Raw genomic sequence first — 22109 nt, 5'->3', positions numbered from 1 at the left:
AATGATTTATACACGTGTAAAAGCAGAGGGGTTAAGAGAAAAGCTGGCAACAATACTAAGTCAAGAGTATAAGGAACTAGCTATTCAAGATTTAAAGGTGATTGGAACGGGAGTGCAAAATATTGTTTTTCAAGGAGATTCAGAAAAGGGGTCTTTAGCATTTCGAGTACCGTGGGAAAGAGAAGTGGAAAATATAAATGAAGACTTATTTAACAGTCGGATTTCGTTGCAAAAGGAAGCGGAGCTGTCTAAGTATTGTCATTCAAAAGGTATTCCAGTACCAAGGATACACGGATTGCATCTTTCAACTGAACTTGATTTTTAAATTTCGGATTGTGTGTATGCTGATCGTACGCCAATTTCCGCATGCAAAATAGGGGAGTTAGTGAGCAAGCTTCATAGTATGCCAATTGATGGTTTGTATTACAAACAAAATATTAGAGAGCCCATTAGTAAGTATATAGCAGAACGAATTGTGAAACGGATAGAAGGGTTTAATACAATCACGAACTGTAAAATCAATCTTCCGAATACGAAAACAATTGAATATATTCTTAGTACAGCAGATCATGTAAAATGTTTATTACATATGGACATTCGACCAGCCAATTTAATCGGGTATAATGGAGAAGTTAAAGCAATAGTTGATTGGGATAACGCTTTAATTGGTCATCCATTGCTGGAGCTTATGAGAATAGCTGAAACAAATGAGGTTAGTTGGGATGAATTTAAAGATGGATATAAGAATGATAGTATCTTTAATGTTACTCCTCATATTGTTAGTTTATTTTATAGACTAGATACAGCAGTCATGCTAGCAAACTTATTTATAGCACATTTGAAAATAAAAGATAAAGGTGTATTCTATAAAGAGCGGGTTAAAGCGCTTCATCACGAAATATATAAAAATTTATAAGCAATGAGAACGAAGCTTTTAAAATAGGAATTGAGGAGAACATCATGAAATACAAAGTTATATTATTCGACGTAGATGATACATTATTAGATTTCCCTGAAACGGAAAGACACGCATTACATAATGCGTTTGTACAGTTTGGTATGTCTACAGGGTATAATGATTATCTTGCAAGTTATAAAGAGATTAGTAATGGATTATGGAGAGATTTAGAAAATAAAATGATTACGCTAAGTGAATTAGCCGTAGAGCGATTTAGACAATTATTTGCAATTCATAATATAGACGTAGATGCGCAGCAATTTAGTGATGTATACCTTGAAAATTTAGGGAAGGAAGTACATCTTATAGAAGGCGCAGTACAATTATGTGAAAATCTACAAGATTGCAAGTTAGGTATTATTACGAATGGATATACGAAGGTGCAACAATCAAGAATCGGAAATTCGCCTTTATGTAATTTCTTTGATCACATTATTATTTCTGAAGAAGTTGGTCATCAAAAACCAGCACGTGAGATTTTTGATTATGCGTTTGAGAAGTTTGGGATTACTGATAAATCAAGCGTACTAATGGTTGGAGATTCGTTAACTTCTGATATGAAAGGCGGAGAAGATTACGGCATTGATACGTGTTGGTATAATCCGAGTTTGAAAGAAAACGGGACAGATGTTAACCCGACTTATGAAGTGGAGAGTCTGCTACAAATTTTAGAAATTGTAGAAGTGGCGGAAGAAAAGGTAGCTTCATTTTAATCATGCTGATATTTGTCGAAAAATCGATATATTGAAAAAATCGTTGATATATTGTAAGTTGTGATAGATATATTGAAAAAATCGTTGATATATTGTAAGTTGTGATAGATATATTTGAAAAATCGTTGATATATTGTAAGTTGCGATAGATATATTTGAAAAATCGCTCATATAAATTCATATACTAAGATATAGAACAAAAAAATAGAGCTACTATACAAGGTCATTCACGTGTTATAATGCGTGAATTAAATATGCGTATATAAATAGTTTCCTAGCGTGATGCGATGTCATGTATGATTAGTGTAACAACTAGAGGTGAATAAAGGATGTTAACGTTTTTATTTGAGTTAGACAAGAATCTCCCGCAGAAGGATGAGCCACGGTATGATGCTTATTCAAAGGGCTTTATCGAAGGAGATGTAACGATTTGCGCGAGTGACAGCGTATTTTTTCAAAAATCATGTATGAAGGTTGCAGAGCTGGGGATTTATTTAGGTCAGTGGATGGAACAAGTTCAACATGGGCAGAACGTGCCTATGAAATATGAAACGGCTGACCGTGAAGAGGTAATTCTTGGTTTCTTCTATGAAGAGGATCATAATCAATGGAATGTTTTTTCCAGCTGGCAAGAATTTGAACTTCAAGAGCGTATAGCTACTACAACATTAATAGAGAGTGTTCAACGCTATTTGTATGAGTTAAATAAAGAACTGCGCATGATAGAATATCCTGTGACGTTTGATCAGTACTTAAGAGGAGAGCGAATGATGCAGCTCTCTTACAAACGACCGTGTGATAGTAAAGCAGATACGACACCGATAGAGGTTTATAATGGAAGTGAGCAAGTAGGTGTAGTAAGGGGCTATTATAAAAATACGCTGATGAGAGTGCTGGATTTTATTCCGAAAATTGGTAGTAATATTATTTATGAAATAAAGGATAGTAAGGACAATATTCGCGTCATTGCAAAGGATGTAAGTAGGCAGCGCCAAAGAAGGATTTTAGTAATGTACAAAGATAATCATGATGCAGAGCATGAAATACTTGTATGTGACGGAAAGTTATTGGATGCAAATTTCTTATTTACCTTTACATATAAGGCAGAAGAATACGTTGTTCATAAAACTTCATTTGGAATGGGAAAATTATTACGAAAAGGCTATGTAATTGCAGATTGGAATATTCGTCTTGAGGAAGATATGTATTACATTGAGATGAATGTATATGATGGAGATTACATGGAGGATCAATACTTACTATTAGGCGTATTTCATGCGGTTTTATATGGATAATCAATGAGAAATACCGTCATTCTTCTTGGAAAGAATGACGGTATTTTTTTATTTATCCTCAAAAATAAAAATCTCATCAATCGTACTATGTAGTGCCTTCGCTATATCGTGAGCAAGTTGTAAGGAAGGATTGTATTTACCTTTTTCGAGATGACTAATTGTTTCACGTCGCACACCAACGCTCTTTGCTAAATCTTCTTGTGTCATGTTCAATTTTGCGCGGTATTCTTTTATCTTGGTTACGAACGCCATGGTGCATCTTCCATTTCATCAACAGGTTTATCATAAAAGAACATAGAAAAACCGAATGTAAGAATGAGTGTGCCGAAAATAAGAGCGATATCAATCTCTTGTAGCGTAGAGTTTGGAAATAACATTTCAATAAATATAATGATAGCAGTAGTTAGTAATGTAACGATAAATGCATTGCGACACGATTTATTGACAATTTGTTCAAACAGTTCATCGTGTTGAACTGTTCTATACGATGTGAAAAAGGAGAAGAAACAGAACATAGTAAACAATCCTTTTTCATAAAAAAATCCGAGGAAACCGAAGAAACCGAGAAATCCTAAATATTTTATCCAAGTTGTTTTCATGATAGGTCCTCCTTACGTTGTTAGAAATAAGTCACGTTATGTTACAAATATATCACAATTGGATAGGAATGGTAATAATAGTTTTCCAGTTTGCTTCATAATAATAGTAAAAAGAGGAAATATGCTGCGAAACAAAGAGGATAATATTGTAAAATGGTTGTAAGGAGGGGGAGGAAGGTATGCTAAATTGGATTATGATCGTTGTATTACTTGTAGTGATTACTGTCATTGCGACGGTGTTAATTGGGCGGAATGGTGATGCAAATTATAGCAAAGCGACAAAGGGGAATATTAAACGCTTAACAATGATTTATATTATACTAGCTGTCGTTTTAGTTGTTGGATTAGGGGTGTATATTTATTTTAAAGGTTAAATATACTGAAAAATGTAAAAATCTTAAAATAGAACTATGCTATAATATCAATATAGTTATTTGGTAATTAAGGAAAGGATTGGATGGAATGATTGAAATTACGAATGTGTCAAAAAGTTATAATGGGTCTACCTATGCAGTAAAAGACTTAAGTTTATCTGTACCTAGCGGCGAAATCTTTGGATTTTTAGGACCGAATGGTGCGGGTAAATCAACGACAATTAAGATGATTACTGGTATTCACGGGGTGGACAAAGGGACTATTACGATTAACGGAAAAAATATTATGGAAGAGCCGATGGAAGCGAAGAAGACGTTTGGTTATGTGCCGGATAGCCCAGATATGTTTTTACGTTTAAAAGGAATTGAATATTTAAACTTTATGGCTGATATGTATGAAGTGCCGAAAGAAGTAAGACAAGAACGAATAGAGTCTTTAGCGAAGAAGTTTGATCTTTATAATGCTTTATCTGATCAAATTCAAAGTTATTCGCACGGTATGAGACAAAAAATCGTTATTATTGGTGTGCTCGTACATGAGCCAGATGTATGGATTTTAGATGAACCATTAACTGGGCTTGATCCGAAATCTGCATATATTTTAAAAGAAATGATGAGAGAGCATGCGGATAAAGGAAAGATTGTATTTTTCTCTACACACGTATTAGAAGTAGCGGAAAAAATATGTGACCGGGTTGCTATTATTAATAAGGGGAATTTGCAGTTTAAAGGAAATTTAGATGAAATGAGAGATCATTTTAAATCCAATGAATCACTTGAAAAAATGTTCTTGGAGATGACGGGCAATGAGTAAAATTTGGACGTTAACGAAGGTACTATTAAAGTTAAATTACGCAGATTTTATAGCAGATAAGAAGAAGCGATGGGCGTATTTATTTTCATTTGCAGCTATTTTATTTGTCGGCTTTTTACTGTTTGGTTCTATCACGCATGCAATGTATGAGGGAATGATACATTTAGGGCAAGATCCAGGAATGATTATCGCAATGGGACTTGCGATTGCGAGTATATGGGTATTTTTAATGAGTATTACGAACATTTTAACTGTATTTTACTACAGCAATGACATTGAAATGTTATTACCATTACCATTAAAACCAGCGCAAATTATTTCAGCCAAATTTTTAACAGTATTAATTACACAATACGTAATGAGTTCATTTATTTTATTACCGATCTTTATTACGTACGGTTTAAAAAGTGGAGCATTTATTACATATTACATATATATGATTTTCATTTACTTACTCTTCCCAATTGTGCCGTTAGTACTAGCTTCGTTACTGATGACAGTTATTATGAGGTATACAAATATAGCGAAAAATAAAGACCGAGGAAATATATTTATTGGAATCGTAAGTATACTATTTATTGTAGGAATTAACGTATTTTTGCAGTGGAAAAATAAAAGTTCGTTTTCTGAAGATGCAATTGCGGATTACCTTGCAAACAACCAGTCTTCTCTTTTAGTACAAATGACAAACTATTTTCCAACTACATATTTTGGAGCAGTAGCATTAGTAGAAAATGCAAATTGGAAGGGACCTTTATATGTAATAATCTTTGCAGTTATTTCATTTGTATTTTTTGTGTTGTTTTATTACATTGCAGAGCGTACATATTTAAAAGGGGTTATTGGACTTTCAACGAGTACAGCAAAAAAAGAAGTCATTTCAGCAGAAGGCTTACAGAAATCTACGGTACAAAGTTCACATTTGAAAGCATATGTGAAAAAAGAATTTAAAACGTTATTCCGTACACCACAATTTTTCTTAAATTGCATTGTACAAACTTTCGTTATGCCAATTATGTTGTTCTTTATTTTATTTGTGCAAGATGGAAACTTAAAGTTTATTACAGAGTATATTAACAATCCAAAGACAACAGGATTTGCAATTGGTGTTGGTCTTTGTGCATCGTTATTTTTAATGGGTAGTAACGTCATTGCAACAACGTCATTTTCGCGAGATGGAAGCTCTTGGTTTGTGAATCGTTATTTACCAGTAAAGGCTTCGGATATCTTTTTTGCGAAAGCAATCACTGCTTGGTTAATTAATGTAATCATTTTAGCAGTATTCGGTATTACGATGGCAGTTGTAGCTGGGATTTCTCCAGTCTTCATGATACTGTGGTTTTTACTAAGTGCGAACGGGTTACTGTTAATTAATTTAATCGGAACACGCTGGGACGCACAAACTGCAGATATTCATTGGGATACAGAGCAGAAATTATTTAAAAGTCGATATACAACTTTGTGGAATTTTTTAGCTAATATTTTAATAGCTTTAATTATTGTGGGGGGAGTAAGTGTATTATACTTCTTCCTTCATGTCGGACTGTGGGTTATGTTTATCGTTTTATTTGTAATGTTTACGATTGTAAATTATATCTTTATTAAAATGTTAAAATTAGGTGCTGAACGTATACTGTCAAATATTCAATAAGAAGATAGATCCTCTGTATTCATGCAGGGGATCTGTGTATAGATGGAGGAGAAAAAGGTGAAGAAAATAGCAATTGTAACAGGGGCAACTCGTCTGAATGGAATTGGTGCAGCTGTATGCAAGGTGCTTGCTCAAAAGGGGATAGACATTTTTTTCACGTACTGGCCAAAGTATGATAAAGCGATGCCATGGGGAATGAGTGATCAAGAACCCTTTTTGCTGAAAAAGGAAATTGAAAGTTACGATGTTCGATGTGAAATGGCAGAAATCAATTTATCGCAGTCTTATTCGCCAACTCGTTTGTTTTATATGGTATCAGAACGGTTAGGTGATCCATCTATTCTAGTTAATAATGCAGTATATTCTACTCATACGAGAATTGAGGAATTAGATGTAGAGCAGTTGGATAAACATTATACAGTTAATGTTCGGGCTACTATGCTATTAAGTTCATTGTTTATAAAACATTATTCACTTAAAACGGGCGGGAGTATTATTAATCTTACTTCAGGACAGTCAGTAGGTCCAATGCCAGATGAACTAGCATATGCAGCAACGAAAGGGGCAATTGAAGCATTTACAAAGTCAGTAGCACCAGTTGCGATGGAGAAGGGGATTACAGTGAATGCTGTAGATCCAGGACCGACGAATACAGGATGGATTACAGAGGAGCTGAAGCATCATTTAGTATGGAAGTTCCCACAAGGTAAAGTAGGAGAACCGGTGGATGCTGCGCGCTTAATTTCTTTTTTAGTAAGTGAAGAAGCGAAATGGGTTACTGGGCAAGTCATTCACTCGAATGGTGGTTATTCATAAAAATATTATGTTAACAAATGTTGAGAAACAAAAAACGAAAGAAAATTTTATTTTTTTGTATAAATAAAATGTCAAGAAAGATAAAAATTTGATAGAAGAGTATATCGTCATATGAAGATAGTAATTCTTAATGTGACAATATACTCTTTTTCTTTTACTTGCGAGTAGAAAAATGAAGTAGAAGAAACTCGAATATTAAAATGAGTTTATCAGTTTTTGTACGTATTATTATGAAGATTACTGTCGGAAAGATGATAATTCGTATGAAAAGGGATTTTTTAAGGGGGAATCGAATCGTAAAGGGGAGGATAAATTATGTAAAACATAGGGGGATTTATATGAAAATGAAAAAGGTCGCTATCGCATCGATAACAATTGGTACAATGCTTACTATGGCAGCTTGTAGTCCTTCAGCAGATAAAGAAACGGAAAAGAAAGAGCAAGTAACTGCGCAAAATGATGGAGAAGCAAAAACGACAAGTGCAGATGAAGCGTCAAAAACAACGAAAGATACTGAAAAAGAAACAAATACTTCTTCAAATGAAAAAACAGATAAGGATGCAAAAAATACGAAAGAATCATCAGGGACAGAAAGTAACGGCAAAACGTCAACTCAAAACGAAAATGTAAAAACAAAAGAAAAAGAGACGACAGGAAAAACGAATGATCAAACGACTAGCGGGAAAACAACAGATCAAAGCACAAGTACAAATTCAGATGGAAAGACAACGAAAGATCCGAAGAAAAGTGTTGCTGTGAAAACGAACGTTAAAGAAGTTGTGGCATTAATTGATAGCTTGGACAAGCAGTTAGCTGCTAATCCAAAATTAGAAACAGTGAATAAGCTTGGTAAACAAATTAATGAAAAGTGGGATGTAATTGAGAAAGAGCTAGAAGCATCACATCCGACGGATTCTAAAACAATCGGTCAAAGTATGTATCCGTTAATTGTAGGAGCGGAGAAAGAAAAAATTGATATTAATAAAATGAAATCTTTAACGACGAAAACGAAAAAAGATTTAAATCAGTTATTGACGAAACTTTCGTAGTTTCAAAAGCCTACTCGTGTGAGTAGGCCTTTTTTTGGTTGTTGTAATGTGCACAGTATAACTTATTTATTTTCATTTTCAATTACGATGCGAAAGGAACTGAATGCTTGTTGACTGATATAATCTTCTTCGCTAACTTTATAAGGAAATGGAAAAGCGACGAGTTGCAAATTACTTTCCTGATCCACTGAAGGCAATGTGAAATTAAAGATTTGCCTCGTTTCAGGTGCAACCTTAGTATAAACGACTTTTCTATTGTTAAATATTTCAACTTGTTTCCAATCTTTAAAAGCCACGATTGCGTAAGTCATTTCATCATTTGTTTCATTACCGTTTGATAAAATTAATTGCTTGCCTTCCTTTTCAAAGAAGACAGTTTGTAAGTTCTCTTCACGGTTCGTAACAAATAATGGTTCGTAAAGACCATCTTTTAAAATAGCATCTGGATCTATAAGGGAGAGTTTTATTTTTTCGTTTTCTTTCTGAAGAGGATGCATTGAATATCGCATACTTAGAATATCTTCTAAAATAGCTGCTTTATTTAAGTTATTATCTTTTAATTTGTATTCAGGTTTTTTAATTATTAAAAAGGTTAATTCACTTGCATTAGGAGAAGTGTGTAAAGAGATTTTCGTAGTCATTGAACTGTTTGGTTTCATATCAAAAAAATAGTGTGATATTTCAGTAGTAGTATCTTCTATTTTAAAAGGTTTTTGTTCGTAATCTTCTAGAACAATTAATCCATATTTTCGGTTTTCATTAATAGTATGTACGAATGATAATGTTACATTAATTTTATTATCCTCACTAGTAATTGTACTACCATTGTTAATATGTTGGCCTTGATTATCCTTCAATCCGTAAGAAATAGTATTGGTTTGTTGCTCTCGTTTATTTTCTATGGAAGGTGGATGAGGTTGTATGAATGAAGTATTGAACAAAATATAAATTGTAAGTAATGAAATAAGTAAAACACCGCTAATAATATATATTTGTTTCATAAATAGCACCTCAATATATGTAAAATATTAGAGAAAAAAGATATGCAAGATGCATATCTTTTTTCTCTTTCTTACCAGAAAGCTTTTGTTTCGTGATTCACATCATTATAACCACTTAATTTATAGGTATGATTACCGATAGCGTAATCATCTCCATAATAAATGCTTGTGTTGGTCGCTGTAGCACTTACAAAGGATGATTTTTTTGCACTATTACTTTTCGTATTCACTAATGACCCATCGCCATTGAAAGTTCTTGCTTTTGCATAAACATAGTCTTCGGTCGTAGTTGATTTCGATTTAGCAACTGCATATGGGTTACCAAAAAAGGGAGTATATACGCTAATGTTAGAGTCATTCTTAGGTGCAACTGCAACAGTCAAACTAGGAACACTAGATGTTTTTGTTGATTGAATTGTATCAAAGTCAACTAAAACGGGCTGCTTGTCTACAGTATCGACCTCTGAAGCACTTGCGTTATTAGTAAAACCAAAACCTAAAACCGCTAACCCTAAAGTTGTCACCGATAAAGATTTTTTCATATTCACTAATTTTCCCACCTTTTTAAATTTTTGAGTTCGAACTCAATTCATACAATATATGAAAATTTCGAAACACTCAATGGTTTATCCCATACTTAACTTTTCTTTTACTTTCGATTCAACATGTCTTCATTTGCAAAAAAGCGAATATATCTTCTAATGCTTAGCCAGCAAGGGATACAGGTTTAATTTTATGAAATTCATGTAAATTTAAATCTATTCATGTCAGAATCTCTGTTATTTTTAAGTTCATATGGGAAACTTATTAAAAAAAGGATGGTGACAAAAATGACAATCGATCGAATTTGTACAATTGGACCCGCAAGTAATAATAAAGAAACGTTAGCACAGTTAATAAAGAATGGTATGAAAATTGTTCGACTGAATTTATCGCATGGCACGCATGAAAGTCATAAAGACATCATTCGTTTAGTGAAATCATTAGATGACTCTATTAAATTTTTGGGTGATGTACAAGGTCCTAAAATAAGATTAGGTGAAGTGAAGGGAGAGCAAATTACACTTCAGGCAGGAGATTCTTTTATTTTACATACACAAACAGTTACAGGGAGTAATACAGAAGCAAGCGTTGATTATGAAGGAATTGCGAATGATGTGAAAGTAGGCAGTAGAATTTTAATTAATGATGGAGAAGTTGAATTAATTGTTGAAAAGATAAGTACGGATAAAATAGAAACGAAGGTAAAAACAGGTGGCAATATCTCATCTCATAAAGGAGTTAATTTACCAGATGCGGCTGTTCGTTTACCAGCTATTACAGAGAAAGATAAAAAAGATATTCAGTTTCTTTTAGAAGAGAATGTTGATTTTATCGCGTGTTCTTTCGTAAGAAAACCTAGTCATATAAAAGAAATACGAGATTTTATACAACAGTATAAAGAAACGTCACCTAATGTAATTGCAAAAATAGAAACGATGGAAGCAATCGAGAATTTTCAAGATATATGTAAAGAAGCAGATGGAATTATGATTGCAAGGGGCGATTTAGGAGTAGAGTTACCGTATCAATGCATTCCGCTTTTACAGAAAATGATGATTCAGGAATGTAATCGAACGAATACATATGTCATTACAGCAACACAAATGCTTCAATCTATGGTAGATCATTCTATTCCAACAAGAGCAGAGGTGACTGATGTGTTTCAAGCTGTACTGGACGGGACGAATGCAGTTATGCTTTCAGCTGAAAGTGCATCAGGAGAGCATCCAATCGAAAGTGTGAGAACATTACGTCTCGTTTCAGAATTTGCGGAACATGTTAAAAAAGATGGACCTTTTGCGATGAAAGATGTACTGCAATTACTGCGTGAGTCTCTGGATGAGTAATAAATAAAAAGAGGGCGGATATACATCCGCCCGCGTGTTTTTCATTCATACTATTCTTGCTCTTGCTCATCCAAAATCTTTTCAAACGCAGTAGATACTTTATCAAACTCTTCATCATTTTCAATGTATGAAAACTCATTATCTTCTTCTACTTTTAAAAAGAAAATATCAATGTCTTCCTCAGTTTCTGTTTGGATATCTTCAACAAAGGCAACAGCAATATACTCTGCACCTTCGACATCCATCGCTCCAAGTACTTCTACTTCTTGCTCTTCGTTATTCTCATCACTAAGAGTAAACACTTCGCCAACTTCAATATCAGACATATTCATTCTCCTCCTGTTCGACTCTAAAAATAGAGCACTCAAACTGTATACATACTAACATATCTTTCCATGAAAAACCAAATTCATACATAAGAAAAACGACTGATAGTTCTTTAGTATAAGTATCCAGCTATTAGGAGCATTATTTGTCTGTGCTATATTACTTAATCCATTCAACAATTGTATCCATAGTCTGTCTTGTTTTGTCACGCTTTGGCTCTTCTTTACGGTAACCAAAGGCAACCATAACTGATACTTCAAGATTATCGCCTTGTATAATGCCTTCTTGACGAAGTAAAGAATCTACTTCCTCTTTATCAAATCCTTCTATTGGACAAGAATCAATACCGATTTGAGCTGCGCTCGTCATCATATTACCTAAAGCGATATAAGATTGCTTGGATGCCCAATCAAATACAGCACGATCGGATTGTAATAAGTTAAAATCTGTTTCCTGGAACTTTTTGAAGAATTCATATCTAATTTTTTGAGTGTCTTCAGGCAATCCAATAATATCGTTCATCATATATTTAATATACTCTGCATCATAATGCATATCTTTAATGTTTCTTGAAAGAACAATAACAAAATGACTAGCTGTTGCAAGTTGCCCACCAGCGCCCCATGAATACGGTTGTAGTTTTTCTCTTAATTCTTTATTTTGTACGACAATAAATTTCCAAGGCTCATATCCAAAAGAAGAAGGAGATAATCTGCCTGTTTCTAAAATGAATTTGAAATCCTCTTCTGAAATTTTGTGCATAGGATCGAATTCTTTACATGCATGTCTGAAATGAAAAGCCTCCATAATCTTTTCTTTTGTAATTTCGTTTGTATTTGTCATAAAAGTTCCTCTTTTCATGAATTTATTTTTGTAAGTAAATTATATTTTTAAAGTAACATAGATACAAGTACGCACATTTATGTGGTATAGTATCAAAAAAGATACTAATGTTAAGGGAAGGAATTTATTATGGATTGTCCAAACGAAAATAATATAAATTACCCATTTTTAAATAAATATTCTTGTCCAGTTGAAGCTATGGTTGAGGTGATTGGAGGGAAATGGAAAGGGGTAATTTTGTATCATTTATTAGATGGTACAAAGCGGTTTAATGAATTAAAAAGATTAAAACCAAATATCACACAAAGAATGTTAACGCTGCAGCTGAGAGAACTTGAAGCTGATGGCATTATACATCGTGAAGTATACCGTGAAGTGCCACCTAAAGTTGAATATTCGTTAACTGAGCTTGGTGAATCACTACGTCCAGTGATTCTATTAATGATGGAATGGGCAACTCATAATATGGAGAAGGTTTTGGAGAATAGGAATACGAAAAATAATAGTTAAGAGTTGAAATTGATATAGACGAGTTATGTGAAATAGTTGTAGAAATAAAAGGTGTTTCCATACGTGAAAACACCTTTTATTTCTATATTTTTTACTTTTTAACTTCAACTGCTGAAGTTGGAAAGTTATTTAAGTTTGCAGTTTGACCATACCAATCAGCATGTTTAAAAACAACACCTTTTCCATATCCGTCAGTTGAAGTATGTTCCCATAGTGTTGTTGAATAGCTAGCAGTAGGAGCTGCTGTACGTACAGAAACAATTTGATTTTGCCAACTAGCAGACAAGTTTTTATAACCGCTACTTAGAGAAAAATACTCGCTACCTTGATTTGTGAGTTTATAGAAGTCTGTACTACCAGGTCCGCTTCCTCCAACACCAAGGAGAGTGATTGAATGATTCAACCTTTGTTTATCCTTTTCAATAAAAGACTCTAAACTTTCTTTGCTCGAAAATCCATAAGATAACCAGTCTCCATTTTGATTTTGTTTCGGTAGAACTAACGTTATTTTTACGTCTTCCTTTGATGGAGCACTCAATTTGTTAAACGAATCAACAGTCTTTTCATCTACAGTTACATATTCGAAAGAGGAAATCGTATAATCTTTTTCGGTACTAGCTGATACTAATCCCATTCCTCCAGTTAACGACGAAACAGTTAATAATGCACCTGCTACCAACTTTTTAAGCATGGATTCATCTCCTTAAAACTTAGATTTTTTACATAACTAAAATGTATGTTAATTCGAATGTATTATAAATATTTAGAAATTTATAAAAATTAAACAGAATATTCTTTTATTATTCTGGAGTAAGGAGGGGAATTTAAAAAAGGATTTACTTAAAAAGTAAATCCTTTTTGCTGACCTATTTCAAAACTTAATGGATGAAAGTTTCATTTTATCCATCTATGAATCATACACTTCTTTTGCATTCGTAGAAGCAGCATCTAATAAAAGGAAAATGGCTGCTATCATATGTAGAACGATTTCTATATAAGGGAAAAAGGCAACTAGAGTAACGATAATACCGATATAATGAGGGGACGTATTCATGCCTTCTTTTTTAGCTAATAAAATAGTATTGATATGTAAAACAATCAATAGTAGTAAAGGTATCCCATATAGGTTAACAAGACTTGGAAATACATAATAACAAGGAAGTAATAAAAGATGATAGATCCCTGTAGTCCACTTTAGTGCTTGAATGTAGGTTTTCAAAGTTAATCCTCCTAAAACAATTCGTATCTATATATTACCAAAAATAATAGGTAATTGGATATTGTTTATTTGTATTTTTAATAGATTATAATAATTTTATGTAAACTAATTGTTAGGTATCTATAAAATAGAAAAACCACCCAAACGAGGGTGGTTCGTATTATAAATAATTACTTAAAGAAGAAATCGGAACCTTCACCTCACTACCTTCCTTCATATTCCGCAACACAACAGTGTTTGTACTAAGTTCGTCTTCCCCAATAATAAGCACATAAGGGATATTCTCTTTATTGGCATAATTAAGGGCACGTTTTAATTTGCGTCCTGCTAGTTCTAGTTCGACTTTTAAGGAAGTGGTAGAACGTAATTGCTGGGCAATTTGTAAGCATTGTAACTCTGTCCCGAGTGGGATGATAAATAGATCCGCTGTAGATGAGATTGTTTCTTTCTGCGATAGTGCTGTATAAATAACGTCTAAACCGAATGAAATACCGACTGTTGGATAGTTCATATTATCACCACGGAATGCTCCGATAATGTTATCGTAACGGCCGCCGCTACCGATGCTAGATGTAATCGATCTATCTTTTAAAAAGATTTCATATACAGTACCTGTATACATTGTGAGTCCTCGCGCTAAAAACGGGTTGAATATCGTATTTTCATTTATTCCAAGGGCGATTAAATATTGCTGTAATTGTTGTAGTTCGTTTACTCCATCGGCAACGAGTGGATTATTGAAAGCTTCTTTAAAGTCAGCGATAGTAAGCTTTAGACAAGATAATACGGTATTACATATCGTATCAGCCATTTCTTCAGAAATTCCGCGCTCTAATACATCTTTTCGTACACCATCAATCCCAATCTTTTCGATTTTATCTAATGATAAAATGACGTCACTTGTTAACTCAGTAGGGATGTTAATAGACTCGAGAATACCGTTTAATAATTTTCGGTTATTATATTGGATCGTTACTTCTAAGTTTAACGTTTGGAACAGCTCAAACGCCATACTCATAAGCTCAGCTTCTGCCATGACAGACTCAACACCAACTATATCAACGTCGCATTGTATAAATTCACGAAATCTTCCTTGTTTAATAGGGCCATCTCGAAATACTTTCCCAATTTCATACCGTTTAAAAGGGAGGCGAATATTTGGATTCATCGCCACGACTTTTGCGAATGGAATTGTCAAATCGTATCGTAGGGCAAGTTCGCGTTTTCCTTGATCCTGAAGTGTATATATTTCTTTTAATATTTCATCACCACCGCCGTACTTGTATGACATAAGCTCATACATATTTAACGTTGGTGTCTCTAACGGTTTACAGCCATAACGTTCAAACGTATCCTCACATGCTCTTTTAATTTTATTTCGCAGCACTTGCTCCTCTGGTAAATAGTCTTTCGTTCCCTTTACATTTCTCATTTCCATCATAATCACTCCTTTTTCAAATTAAAAAAGCTATGCAGGTATAAAAATACCCACATAGCTTTATGGACGCTTCGTGGGTCAACAGGAAAAGCCCTGTACCCACGAAGAAAAATTTTTCTTCGGATACACGGCGTTACGTATGATGATGAAGTTGGAAAGAAGTATTAAAATTTAGCATTGCAAATCTCTCCTTAACGTAAGTTTTTCCAAATTATATCAGATGATTTTTGAATTATCAATATTTTTAGTTTTGAAATATACGTGAAGTTATGTAGGAGAAATGGAAAAGGGTGTATAATAAAACTTAATAATATGAAATAACCTTTTAAGGAGATCACTATGAAAAAAGATAAAACAAATGCGATGCGAATATTAGATAAAGAAAAAATTGAATATTCGATGATGTCATATGATCCAGATGATGGGAAAATTGATGGCGTATCAGTAGCCGAGAAAATTGGACGAGAAGTGAGAGAAGTATATAAAACGCTAATCGCTCAAGGAAATAGTAAAAATTATCATGTGTTTATTATTCCGGTAGATGAGGAACTGAATTTAAAAGCTGCCGCAAAAGCAGTAAGTGAAAAGAAAATTGAAATGATTCCTGTTAAAGATATTACGAAAGTGTCAGGATATATTCGTGGTGGTTGTTCACCAGTCGGAATGAAGAAGTTATTTTCTACATGTATTGATGAAAGTGCCCAATCACTTGAAACGATGATAGTAAGTGGCGGGAAAATTGGTATACAAATTGAGCTTAAAGTAGATGACTTGGCGAAAGTGACGAGAGCGCAGTTTGGTGAGGTAACGAAGTAAATAGTGAGACTTGAAGGGATTTAGAATCCTTTTACAAATGGGAATGAAAAAAGGGATGTGTGAGACACATTCTTTTTTTATTTGTAGAGAAAAGAATTCATATTAGCATCGGATTTTTAATTTCTATATTAAATTTTATATATTTGAGCACAGTTTTCTTTAAATGCTTTTGAACAAATTATCAAATATGCATTATTGCATAAATAAATTTAAATTTATAAGTTAATATTAAACTACTTTTTAGTTGTAAAGAATATGTTAATAATCTTTATAAGAAAAGGATATTCCTTGTAAAAAGTGAAATTGTTTGGAATGTGAATAAACAAAAAGTTTAGAAGTGATACAGACTGGATAGAGTCTTGTATTAAATAAACAGAAAAGGGGAATGGGTTTCTAAAAGGTTTCGGGGGTTAGAAAGCACTTTTTAGTTAATAGCTTTAAATTATATTTTAAAGGGGAATGGGTATATGAAGTTTCGAAATACAAAGATTGCTATGGTTACACTATCTTCATTTTTTATTTTAGGTTCTGCATCTCTATCATTCACAGATACTATACACGGTGAAGTGGTTCCTGCATCAGCACAGGAGATTATTGTAAAAAATTATGACGATACATATTATAATAACGCAATAGGAAAAACGGGGTTAGAATTAAAGAAGGAATTGCATAATATTATTGATAATCATACAAAGTTATCATACAGTGCGGTTTGGGAAGCGTTAAGAGATACTGATGAAGATCCAAATAATAAAAATAATGTGATACTCTTATATACTGGTCGTTCGCAAGGGAAACTTACGAATGGATCAGGAGTAAATAACTGGAACCGAGAGCATGTTTGGGCAAAATCTCACGGTGACTTTGGAACGACTGCAGGACCTGGAACAGATCTACATCATTTAAGAGCGACGGATGTATCTGTAAATAGTTCACGTGGAAATCTAGATTTTGATAACGGTGGTGTAAATCATTCTGAAGCGACAGAATGTAAATATGATAGTGATTCTTGGGAACCTCGTGATAGTGTAAAAGGAGATATTGCTAGAATGCTGTTTTATATGGCTGTTCGTTACGAGGGAGACAACGGCGAAATAGATTTAGAACTAAATGAAAAAGTGAATAACAATAAAGATCCATACATGGGGAAACTATCTGTCTTATTAAAATGGAATGAACAAGACCCGGTCGATGATTTAGAGCGAAAGCGTAATGAAGTGATTTTTACAAAATATCAACATAACCGCAACCCTTTTATTGATCATCCAGAATGGGTAAATAAAATCTGGAACTAAGATTTTTAAAGGTATTATATTTTGATAAAAGGGATTGATCATTATGATCAATCCCTTCTTATATTTTTACTAGAATAAATGATTTTTATAGGACTAGTGAGGGAAATAGAATAGATATTTATATGGAACGATAGTACTTATTTATCTAGTTAAGTATTTAGTAAGGTCCCCACTCAATATTCACCCCAACAATAAGAAAAACAAGTCCAATGATAAACCAAATGAGTGCAAGTGGAGCCATGAAACGAATCCATTTTCCATAAGAAATCCCGCTTGCTGCGAGAACGCCCATTAAAACACCGGAAGTTGGATTTAAGCAGTTTACTACACCTTCTCCGAGCATAACAGCCTGTACTGTAACTTGGCGTGTAATGTGCATGAAATCAGCTAATGGAGCTAATATCGGAATAAAAATAACCGATTCTCCTGTCCCGGATGAAATAAGGAAATGTAATGCAGCACTACTTACGTACATACCGATAACGCCAAATACAGGGCTTTGTCCTTCAAGAGACTGTGCGAGCTGGTTAACGATAGTATCAAGTAATTTGCCTTGTTCTAAAATGACTGAAATACAGCGAGCCATTCCGACAATTAAAGCACCATAGATAAGGTTTTGGCAGCCAGTTAGAAAAGTAGAAGCGATATCGTTTGCTTTCATGCCACCTATTATTCCGGCTGTAATTGCTATGAAAATAAAAGTAGCGGTCATTTCTGCGTCCGTCCAATGCAGACGAAAAGCGCCTATTAAAAATGCAATTAATGATAAAGCTGAAACGAGTAAAATTAATTTATGACGTATCGTCCAAGGAACTTCCTTTTTCTCTGCTTCTTTTTCGCTTGAAAGAGCGTTACTTGGAAACCAGTTGTCGCCAAGGATGCTTCCTTTATTCGGTTTTTTCAAGCGCTTTACATACCAATTTATATATAGAATGGTAGCAAGTAAAAAAGATATATAAATTGCTGTGCGTAAACCAATTCCCGAAAACATCGGAAGTTCTGCGATCTTTTGTGAAATGCCTAAAGGTGAGGGGGATAAAATAGTAGCATTAAAACCAGCATAAGTGCCTAAATAAATAATTGCTACGCCAACGATAGCGTCCCATTTTAATGTGCGGGCAACGATGATGCCGATAGGGATAAAGCCGATAACTGAGTTAACGATAATGCCAGTCGTTCCGAGAATGGAAAAGAGTGCGGCGACAATACATATGAAAAGTAATTGCTGATTACGAAATTTGTTAATAACATGATAGATTAAACCGTCAAGGGCACCTGTCTTTTCAAGAATTGCAATGGCTCCACCTGTAAATAAAATTAGAAAGATAATAGGAGCAGCAAGTGTCATTCCTTTTTCAATAGCGGTAAAAAAAGAAACAAATCCTACAGGTGATTGCGGAACAGAATGGTAGCTACCTGGTATTGTCGTTGTAACGGTCCCGTTTGTAACCCTTTTAAATTCTCCAGCAGGAACGAAATAAGTAGCAATGGCGCAAAGTAAGGCAATAAAAAATAGCAGTACGTACGCATCAGGCATTTTAAACTTTGGTTTACTAGGTTGTTTTTTTGCCTCAGTTTGTATTTGCATAAAATCCCTCCTTCTTCACTTGGTTAATTTTTAATATTCTGAATTTAATCTGTGAAATAGATTATAATAAAGGTAGCTTCTTAAGGCAATAGTTTTTGTATCCTTTTCCCGCACGTACAAATTATTGCAATATTAGACAGGGAAACGATAATAAGCCAAGAATATGTTATGTAGAAAGAAAAAGGAAAAGAGGGAACAAGATGTGGAAAACTACTGATCTATGTGATGAATTTGAAAAGGAATTACAAATATGTCGCCAGTCTTTTCGGTCTTTTGGGAAGAAAGAACAATTCCACGGGAAAATTGCAACTGTAAAAGTGAAAGATGATAATGTACTAGTGAAGGAAGGATTGCAAACATTACCAGAAGGAACAGTATTAGTTGTTGATGGAGGAGCGTCTACGAATTGTGCGTTACTTGGTGATAATTTGGCAGCTATTGCGGAAGAAAGAAAGCTAGCAGGAATTATTGTGAATGGGTATGTTCGTGATTCTAGTGAACTAAAGAATATTAATATTGGTATTTTAGCGTTAGGAACGATGCCAAATAGAAGTGTGAAAGAAGGAAAAGGAGAACGAAATATTTCATTGCACTTTGGACAAGTGGATTGGAATCCAAATGAATATGTCTATGCGGATGAAGATGGCGTCATTATTAGTGAAAAGAGTTTACATCGTTAAGAGTTAATAAGTTATTATTCTTAGAAAATAAATCCGATAAAGCATGGACAAAATTCTTTGTCAATAGTAAAATAATACAGAAATTTAAAATTTACAGAATGTATAGGTTTATCGTTTTACGATAACTTAAATGGAAGTAAGTTGTGCCTAGAAAAGTGAATGTTATCACAATGATACGTTCATGAACAAAATTATTTTTCCTATACAAATATAGCCGCGAATGATGCGGGTAGGAGGTGTTGTACATTTTTGTTCGACACTTACAAAAAGAGAGTGTCAATCGCACGCCCTTGAAGGGCCTTTTTTTGTGTAAATGGTAGTAAGGGAGGAAATTTTGGGATGGCAATGTTGAAAAAGTGGCTGCTTACGTCGTTAATGGCAGTGACACTTGTATTTGTTTCTTTTGCGAATACAGTACATATTACGTTTGCTGAAGGAAATACAGCAAAACTTGCAATTATTGGGGAATCACAAAAGGGCATTATGTTATGTCCGAAAGAAGAGCAAATTAAAGATGGGGAAACAGCTTTAAGTTTGCTGCAAAAGGTCATGGGGGACAAAGTAGAATCTGAAACGATGTCGTTTGGAACATATGTAAAAGGAATCGATGGTTTAATGGCCGGGGCTACAAGTGCTTGGCTATATGATGTAAATGATAAGTCTGCAGAAGTCGGAGCAGATAGTTATAAATTAAAATCTGGAGATGTTGTTGTCTTTCGCTTTGTTTCAGACTGGAGCAATATAAGCCAGGAAACATTGAAAGAAACGTTAGATAAGTTGGGGACGTGTAAAACAGAAGAACCTAACGGTGGCAAACCAGAAGAACCAAAACCAGAAGGTGAAAATGGTAAACCGACAGTCGATCCAAAACCGGAAGGTGAAAATGGTAAACCGACAGTCGATCCAAAACCAGAAGATGAAAATGGTAAGCCGACAGTCGATCCAAAACCGGAAGGTGAAAATGGTAAACCGACAGTCGATCCAAAACCAGAAGGTGAAAATAGTAAACCGACAGTTGATCCAAAACCAGAAGGTCAAGATGATAAAAAAACAGAACAACCAAAGCAAGAGAACATTCAAGATCCAAGTGCACAATTAAACGAAGCCATTTCTAAAACATCAGATAAGATGTTACAAGATGGAATTGAAAGTGACTGGGTAGCTGTAGCGCTTTCTCGTTCTGGAAAGAATGTGCCAATTGAGGCAAAATTAAATTATGTTAAGTCAGTAACTGAAAAAGTAGAAAAGCGTATTAACCGTTTTTCAGCGACAGATTTAGCTAGAACAATTATTATGATGAATGCAATGAGTGCAGACCCTAAAAATGTAGGTGGACATAATTTAGTTCAAAAATTGTATGAGTCAGATAAAGTGAATTCTGTTACAGGTTATGCATTTGCTTTACTTGCATTTGATACGAAGAAGTATGAGATTCCAGTTGAATCAAAATGGAACAGAGTTGCTCTAGTGGAAGCACTGTTAAATAATCAGCATACAGACGGTGGATGGACTTATAATAGTTCAGGTAGTAAAGATAGTGCTAGTAGCGTTGATGTAACAGGTATGGTTTTATCAGCATTAGCTCCTTATCAAGAGCGATCAGATGTGAAACCAGCTATACAAAAAGCTGTTGCGTATTTATATAACGAACAGCTGCAAAATGGCGGTTTTTCAGCTGATGGACAAGAAAATTCAAATAGTACTGCGCAAGCAATTATTGGATTATCGCTTGTTAAAGATGTAGATCAAAATCGTCTTCATAAGGCAATGCAAAACCTATTATCATATCAACTTTCAAATGGTGAATTTAAATGGTTACCAAGTGATCAAAATGGTAACGGAATGGCTACAGAACAGGCTCTTTTAGCATTACTTCAATTTAAGGAAATGGGAAAATCTATTTATGATTGGTCTAATGTAGACGCTGGTGATGTAATTAAGCCAAAACCGATTGAAGAGCCAGAAAAGGTCGTTGAACCAGAAAATAATGTAGTAGAAAAAGAAGTTACTGAAGAACCGAAAGAACAAAAACAAGTACAACAAGAAACAAAAGATGAAAATCTAAAAGTAGTTGTAGATAACGAACCGGTTAAGAATAAAAAAATCGGAAACGGTAACAGTCTACCAAAAACAGGAGCATCTTCTCATAGTCCAGCAACAGAAGTAGGTATGGGTGTATTATGTATTGCTTCTGCATATGTATTATGGAGACGTAAAGCAGCTTAACAAAAAAT

23 protein-coding genes and 1 pseudogene are annotated in these 22109 nt (G+C 34.1%); 14 read left to right on the top strand and 10 right to left on the bottom strand.

Annotated elements, in window-relative coordinates; translation table 11 throughout:
- Position 1 precedes the first annotated feature (1 nt).
- The 3 genes and pseudogenes from ACTFR3_RS04255 (at position 2) to ACTFR3_RS04245 (ending at position 2966) form a co-directional block, all read left to right on the top strand.
- Positions 2-916 (top strand): annotated as a pseudogene (locus ACTFR3_RS04255) (phosphotransferase family protein).
- Positions 917-960: 44 nt separating this feature from the next.
- Entirely contained in the window at positions 961-1671 is a 711-nt protein-coding gene (locus tag ACTFR3_RS04250; RefSeq protein ID WP_078438847.1) for a YjjG family noncanonical pyrimidine nucleotidase, read from the top strand.
- Positions 1672-2000: 329 nt separating this feature from the next.
- A complete protein-coding gene (locus ACTFR3_RS04245; RefSeq protein ID WP_000955100.1) occupies positions 2001-2966 on the top strand; it encodes a tubby C-terminal domain-like protein in 966 nt (321 codons plus the stop codon).
- Positions 2967-3014: 48 nt separating this feature from the next.
- Here ACTFR3_RS04245 and ACTFR3_RS04240 read toward each other — a convergent pair whose 3' ends face one another.
- Together ACTFR3_RS04240 and ACTFR3_RS04235 are read right to left on the bottom strand one after the other, a co-directional pair.
- Positions 3015-3218, bottom strand: a complete 204-nt coding sequence (locus tag ACTFR3_RS04240) for a helix-turn-helix transcriptional regulator (RefSeq protein ID WP_000896302.1) — start codon at positions 3216-3218, stop codon at positions 3015-3017.
- Positions 3206-3565 (bottom strand): DUF3796 domain-containing protein, encoded by a 360-nt coding sequence (locus ACTFR3_RS04235; RefSeq protein ID WP_000859210.1) that lies wholly within the window; start codon positions 3563-3565, stop codon positions 3206-3208. The genes ACTFR3_RS04240 and ACTFR3_RS04235 overlap by 13 nt, the downstream gene beginning before the upstream one ends.
- Positions 3566-3744: 179 nt before the next feature.
- On the opposite strand from ACTFR3_RS04235, the gene ACTFR3_RS04230 reads away from it, so the two are divergent.
- From ACTFR3_RS04230 to ACTFR3_RS04210, 5 genes are all read left to right on the top strand, one after another.
- Positions 3745-3939 carry a hypothetical protein gene (locus ACTFR3_RS04230; RefSeq protein WP_440044199.1) on the top strand — a complete coding sequence of 65 codons (195 nt, stop codon included), beginning with the start codon at positions 3745-3747 and terminating at the stop codon, positions 3937-3939.
- 88 nt (positions 3940-4027) lie between these two features.
- Complete coding sequence (locus ACTFR3_RS04225) at positions 4028-4753, top strand: ABC transporter ATP-binding protein (RefSeq protein WP_000570204.1); 726 nt, start codon at positions 4028-4030, stop codon at positions 4751-4753.
- Positions 4746-6404 (top strand): putative ABC transporter permease subunit, encoded by a 1659-nt coding sequence (locus ACTFR3_RS04220; protein WP_440044198.1) that lies wholly within the window; start codon positions 4746-4748, stop codon positions 6402-6404. Before ACTFR3_RS04225 ends, ACTFR3_RS04220 begins: the two co-directional genes overlap by 8 nt.
- 57 nt (positions 6405-6461) lie before the next feature.
- Positions 6462-7220 carry an SDR family oxidoreductase gene (locus tag ACTFR3_RS04215; RefSeq protein ID WP_002178542.1) on the top strand — a complete coding sequence of 253 codons (759 nt, stop codon included), beginning with the start codon at positions 6462-6464 and terminating at the stop codon, positions 7218-7220.
- 338 nt (positions 7221-7558) lie between these two features.
- The gene (locus ACTFR3_RS04210; RefSeq protein ID WP_000782543.1) at positions 7559-8269 is read left to right on the top strand and encodes a hypothetical protein; all 711 of its coding nucleotides are present in this window, start codon (positions 7559-7561) and stop codon (positions 8267-8269) included.
- A gap of 62 nt (positions 8270-8331) precedes the next feature.
- Here ACTFR3_RS04210 and ACTFR3_RS04205 read toward each other — a convergent pair whose 3' ends face one another.
- Positions 8332-9270, bottom strand: coding sequence for a hypothetical protein (locus ACTFR3_RS04205; RefSeq protein WP_000810158.1), 939 nt, complete (start codon positions 9268-9270; stop codon positions 8332-8334).
- Positions 9271-9341: 71 nt separating this feature from the next.
- On the bottom strand, positions 9342-9818 hold the full coding sequence (locus ACTFR3_RS04200) for a hypothetical protein (protein ID WP_001056357.1): 477 nt from the start codon (positions 9816-9818) through the stop codon (positions 9342-9344).
- A 282-nt stretch (positions 9819-10100) separates the two neighbouring features.
- Here ACTFR3_RS04200 and ACTFR3_RS04195 point away from each other — a divergent pair, with 282 nt between their 5' ends.
- Positions 10101-11159: a pyruvate kinase gene (locus ACTFR3_RS04195; RefSeq protein WP_440044197.1), complete on the top strand. Its 1059-nt coding sequence runs from the start codon at positions 10101-10103 to the stop codon at positions 11157-11159.
- A gap of 50 nt (positions 11160-11209) precedes the next feature.
- Here ACTFR3_RS04195 and ACTFR3_RS04190 read toward each other — a convergent pair whose 3' ends face one another.
- On the bottom strand, positions 11210-11491 hold the full coding sequence (locus ACTFR3_RS04190) for a DUF1292 domain-containing protein (RefSeq protein WP_002026117.1): 282 nt from the start codon (positions 11489-11491) through the stop codon (positions 11210-11212).
- Between the two features lie 154 nt (positions 11492-11645).
- Positions 11646-12329, bottom strand: a complete 684-nt coding sequence (locus ACTFR3_RS04185) for an NAD(P)H-dependent oxidoreductase (protein ID WP_000185712.1) — start codon at positions 12327-12329, stop codon at positions 11646-11648.
- Between the two features lie 129 nt (positions 12330-12458).
- Here ACTFR3_RS04185 and ACTFR3_RS04180 point away from each other — a divergent pair, with 129 nt between their 5' ends.
- Positions 12459-12839 (top strand): winged helix-turn-helix transcriptional regulator, encoded by a 381-nt coding sequence (locus ACTFR3_RS04180; protein WP_016124938.1) that lies wholly within the window; start codon positions 12459-12461, stop codon positions 12837-12839.
- 91 nt (positions 12840-12930) lie between these two features.
- On the opposite strand, the gene ACTFR3_RS04175 is transcribed toward ACTFR3_RS04180, so the two are convergent.
- The 3 genes from ACTFR3_RS04175 to ACTFR3_RS04165 form a co-directional block, all read right to left on the bottom strand.
- Positions 12931-13530, bottom strand: coding sequence for a hypothetical protein (locus ACTFR3_RS04175; RefSeq protein WP_017657569.1), 600 nt, complete (start codon positions 13528-13530; stop codon positions 12931-12933).
- 216 nt (positions 13531-13746) lie between these two features.
- Positions 13747-14058 (bottom strand): hypothetical protein, encoded by a 312-nt coding sequence (locus ACTFR3_RS04170; RefSeq protein ID WP_000860717.1) that lies wholly within the window; start codon positions 14056-14058, stop codon positions 13747-13749.
- Positions 14059-14218: 160 nt separating this feature from the next.
- Positions 14219-15496 (bottom strand): histidine--tRNA ligase, encoded by a 1278-nt coding sequence (locus ACTFR3_RS04165; RefSeq protein ID WP_440042212.1) that lies wholly within the window; start codon positions 15494-15496, stop codon positions 14219-14221.
- A 339-nt stretch (positions 15497-15835) separates the two neighbouring features.
- Between ACTFR3_RS04165 and ybaK the strand changes: the two genes are divergently transcribed.
- Both ybaK and ACTFR3_RS04155 read left to right on the top strand, forming a co-directional pair.
- Positions 15836-16312 carry a Cys-tRNA(Pro) deacylase gene (gene ybaK, locus ACTFR3_RS04160; protein ID WP_000710860.1) on the top strand — a complete coding sequence of 159 codons (477 nt, stop codon included), beginning with the start codon at positions 15836-15838 and terminating at the stop codon, positions 16310-16312.
- 467 nt (positions 16313-16779) lie between these two features.
- On the top strand, positions 16780-17607 hold the full coding sequence (locus ACTFR3_RS04155; protein WP_000672193.1) for an endonuclease I family protein: 828 nt from the start codon (positions 16780-16782) through the stop codon (positions 17605-17607).
- A 157-nt stretch (positions 17608-17764) separates the two neighbouring features.
- Here the strand turns inward: ACTFR3_RS04155 and ACTFR3_RS04150 are convergent, their stop codons facing one another.
- Complete coding sequence (locus ACTFR3_RS04150) at positions 17765-19195, bottom strand: YfcC family protein (protein ID WP_440044196.1); 1431 nt, start codon at positions 19193-19195, stop codon at positions 17765-17767.
- Between the two features lie 200 nt (positions 19196-19395).
- Here ACTFR3_RS04150 and rraA point away from each other — a divergent pair, with 200 nt between their 5' ends.
- The gene (rraA, locus tag ACTFR3_RS04145) at positions 19396-19875 is read left to right on the top strand and encodes a ribonuclease E activity regulator RraA (RefSeq protein WP_000266037.1); all 480 of its coding nucleotides are present in this window, start codon (positions 19396-19398) and stop codon (positions 19873-19875) included.
- Positions 19876-20214: 339 nt separating this feature from the next.
- Positions 20215-22101, top strand: coding sequence for a DUF4430 domain-containing protein (locus tag ACTFR3_RS04140; protein ID WP_440044195.1), 1887 nt, complete (start codon positions 20215-20217; stop codon positions 22099-22101).
- The last annotated feature ends 8 nt before the right edge of the window (positions 22102-22109 follow it).

Source organism: Bacillus cereus group sp. MYBK14-1, from assembly GCF_051916885.1.
GTDB classification, from domain to species: domain Bacteria; phylum Bacillota; class Bacilli; order Bacillales; family Bacillaceae_G; genus Bacillus_A; species Bacillus_A cereus.
This window is presented reverse-complemented; position numbering and strand designations above follow the sequence as displayed.

Coding starts and splice junctions, on each gene's coding strand:
- rraA (WP_000266037.1), top strand. CDS start 19,396: ATGTGGAAAACTACTGATCTATGTGATGAATTTGAAAAGGAATTACAA.
- ACTFR3_RS04225 (WP_000570204.1), top strand. CDS start 4,028: ATGATTGAAATTACGAATGTGTCAAAAAGTTATAATGGGTCTACCTAT.
- ACTFR3_RS04150 (WP_440044196.1), bottom strand. CDS start 19,195: ATGCAAATACAAACTGAGGCAAAAAAACAACCTAGTAAACCAAAGTTT.
- ACTFR3_RS04195 (WP_440044197.1), top strand. CDS start 10,101: ATGACAATCGATCGAATTTGTACAATTGGACCCGCAAGTAATAATAAA.
- ACTFR3_RS04240 (WP_000896302.1), bottom strand. CDS start 3,218: ATGGCGTTCGTAACCAAGATAAAAGAATACCGCGCAAAATTGAACATG.
- ybaK (WP_000710860.1), top strand. CDS start 15,836: ATGAAAAAAGATAAAACAAATGCGATGCGAATATTAGATAAAGAAAAA.
- ACTFR3_RS04250 (WP_078438847.1), top strand. CDS start 961: ATGAAATACAAAGTTATATTATTCGACGTAGATGATACATTATTAGAT.
- ACTFR3_RS04165 (WP_440042212.1), bottom strand. CDS start 15,496: ATGGAAATGAGAAATGTAAAGGGAACGAAAGACTATTTACCAGAGGAG.
- ACTFR3_RS04235 (WP_000859210.1), bottom strand. CDS start 3,565: ATGAAAACAACTTGGATAAAATATTTAGGATTTCTCGGTTTCTTCGGT.
- ACTFR3_RS04140 (WP_440044195.1), top strand. CDS start 20,215: ATGGCAATGTTGAAAAAGTGGCTGCTTACGTCGTTAATGGCAGTGACA.
- ACTFR3_RS04180 (WP_016124938.1), top strand. CDS start 12,459: ATGGATTGTCCAAACGAAAATAATATAAATTACCCATTTTTAAATAAA.
- ACTFR3_RS04205 (WP_000810158.1), bottom strand. CDS start 9,270: ATGAAACAAATATATATTATTAGCGGTGTTTTACTTATTTCATTACTT.
- ACTFR3_RS04210 (WP_000782543.1), top strand. CDS start 7,559: ATGAAAATGAAAAAGGTCGCTATCGCATCGATAACAATTGGTACAATG.
- ACTFR3_RS04155 (WP_000672193.1), top strand. CDS start 16,780: ATGAAGTTTCGAAATACAAAGATTGCTATGGTTACACTATCTTCATTT.
- ACTFR3_RS04230 (WP_440044199.1), top strand. CDS start 3,745: ATGCTAAATTGGATTATGATCGTTGTATTACTTGTAGTGATTACTGTC.
- ACTFR3_RS04245 (WP_000955100.1), top strand. CDS start 2,001: ATGTTAACGTTTTTATTTGAGTTAGACAAGAATCTCCCGCAGAAGGAT.
- ACTFR3_RS04185 (WP_000185712.1), bottom strand. CDS start 12,329: ATGACAAATACAAACGAAATTACAAAAGAAAAGATTATGGAGGCTTTT.
- ACTFR3_RS04175 (WP_017657569.1), bottom strand. CDS start 13,530: ATGCTTAAAAAGTTGGTAGCAGGTGCATTATTAACTGTTTCGTCGTTA.
- ACTFR3_RS04220 (WP_440044198.1), top strand. CDS start 4,746: ATGAGTAAAATTTGGACGTTAACGAAGGTACTATTAAAGTTAAATTAC.
- ACTFR3_RS04190 (WP_002026117.1), bottom strand. CDS start 11,491: ATGAATATGTCTGATATTGAAGTTGGCGAAGTGTTTACTCTTAGTGAT.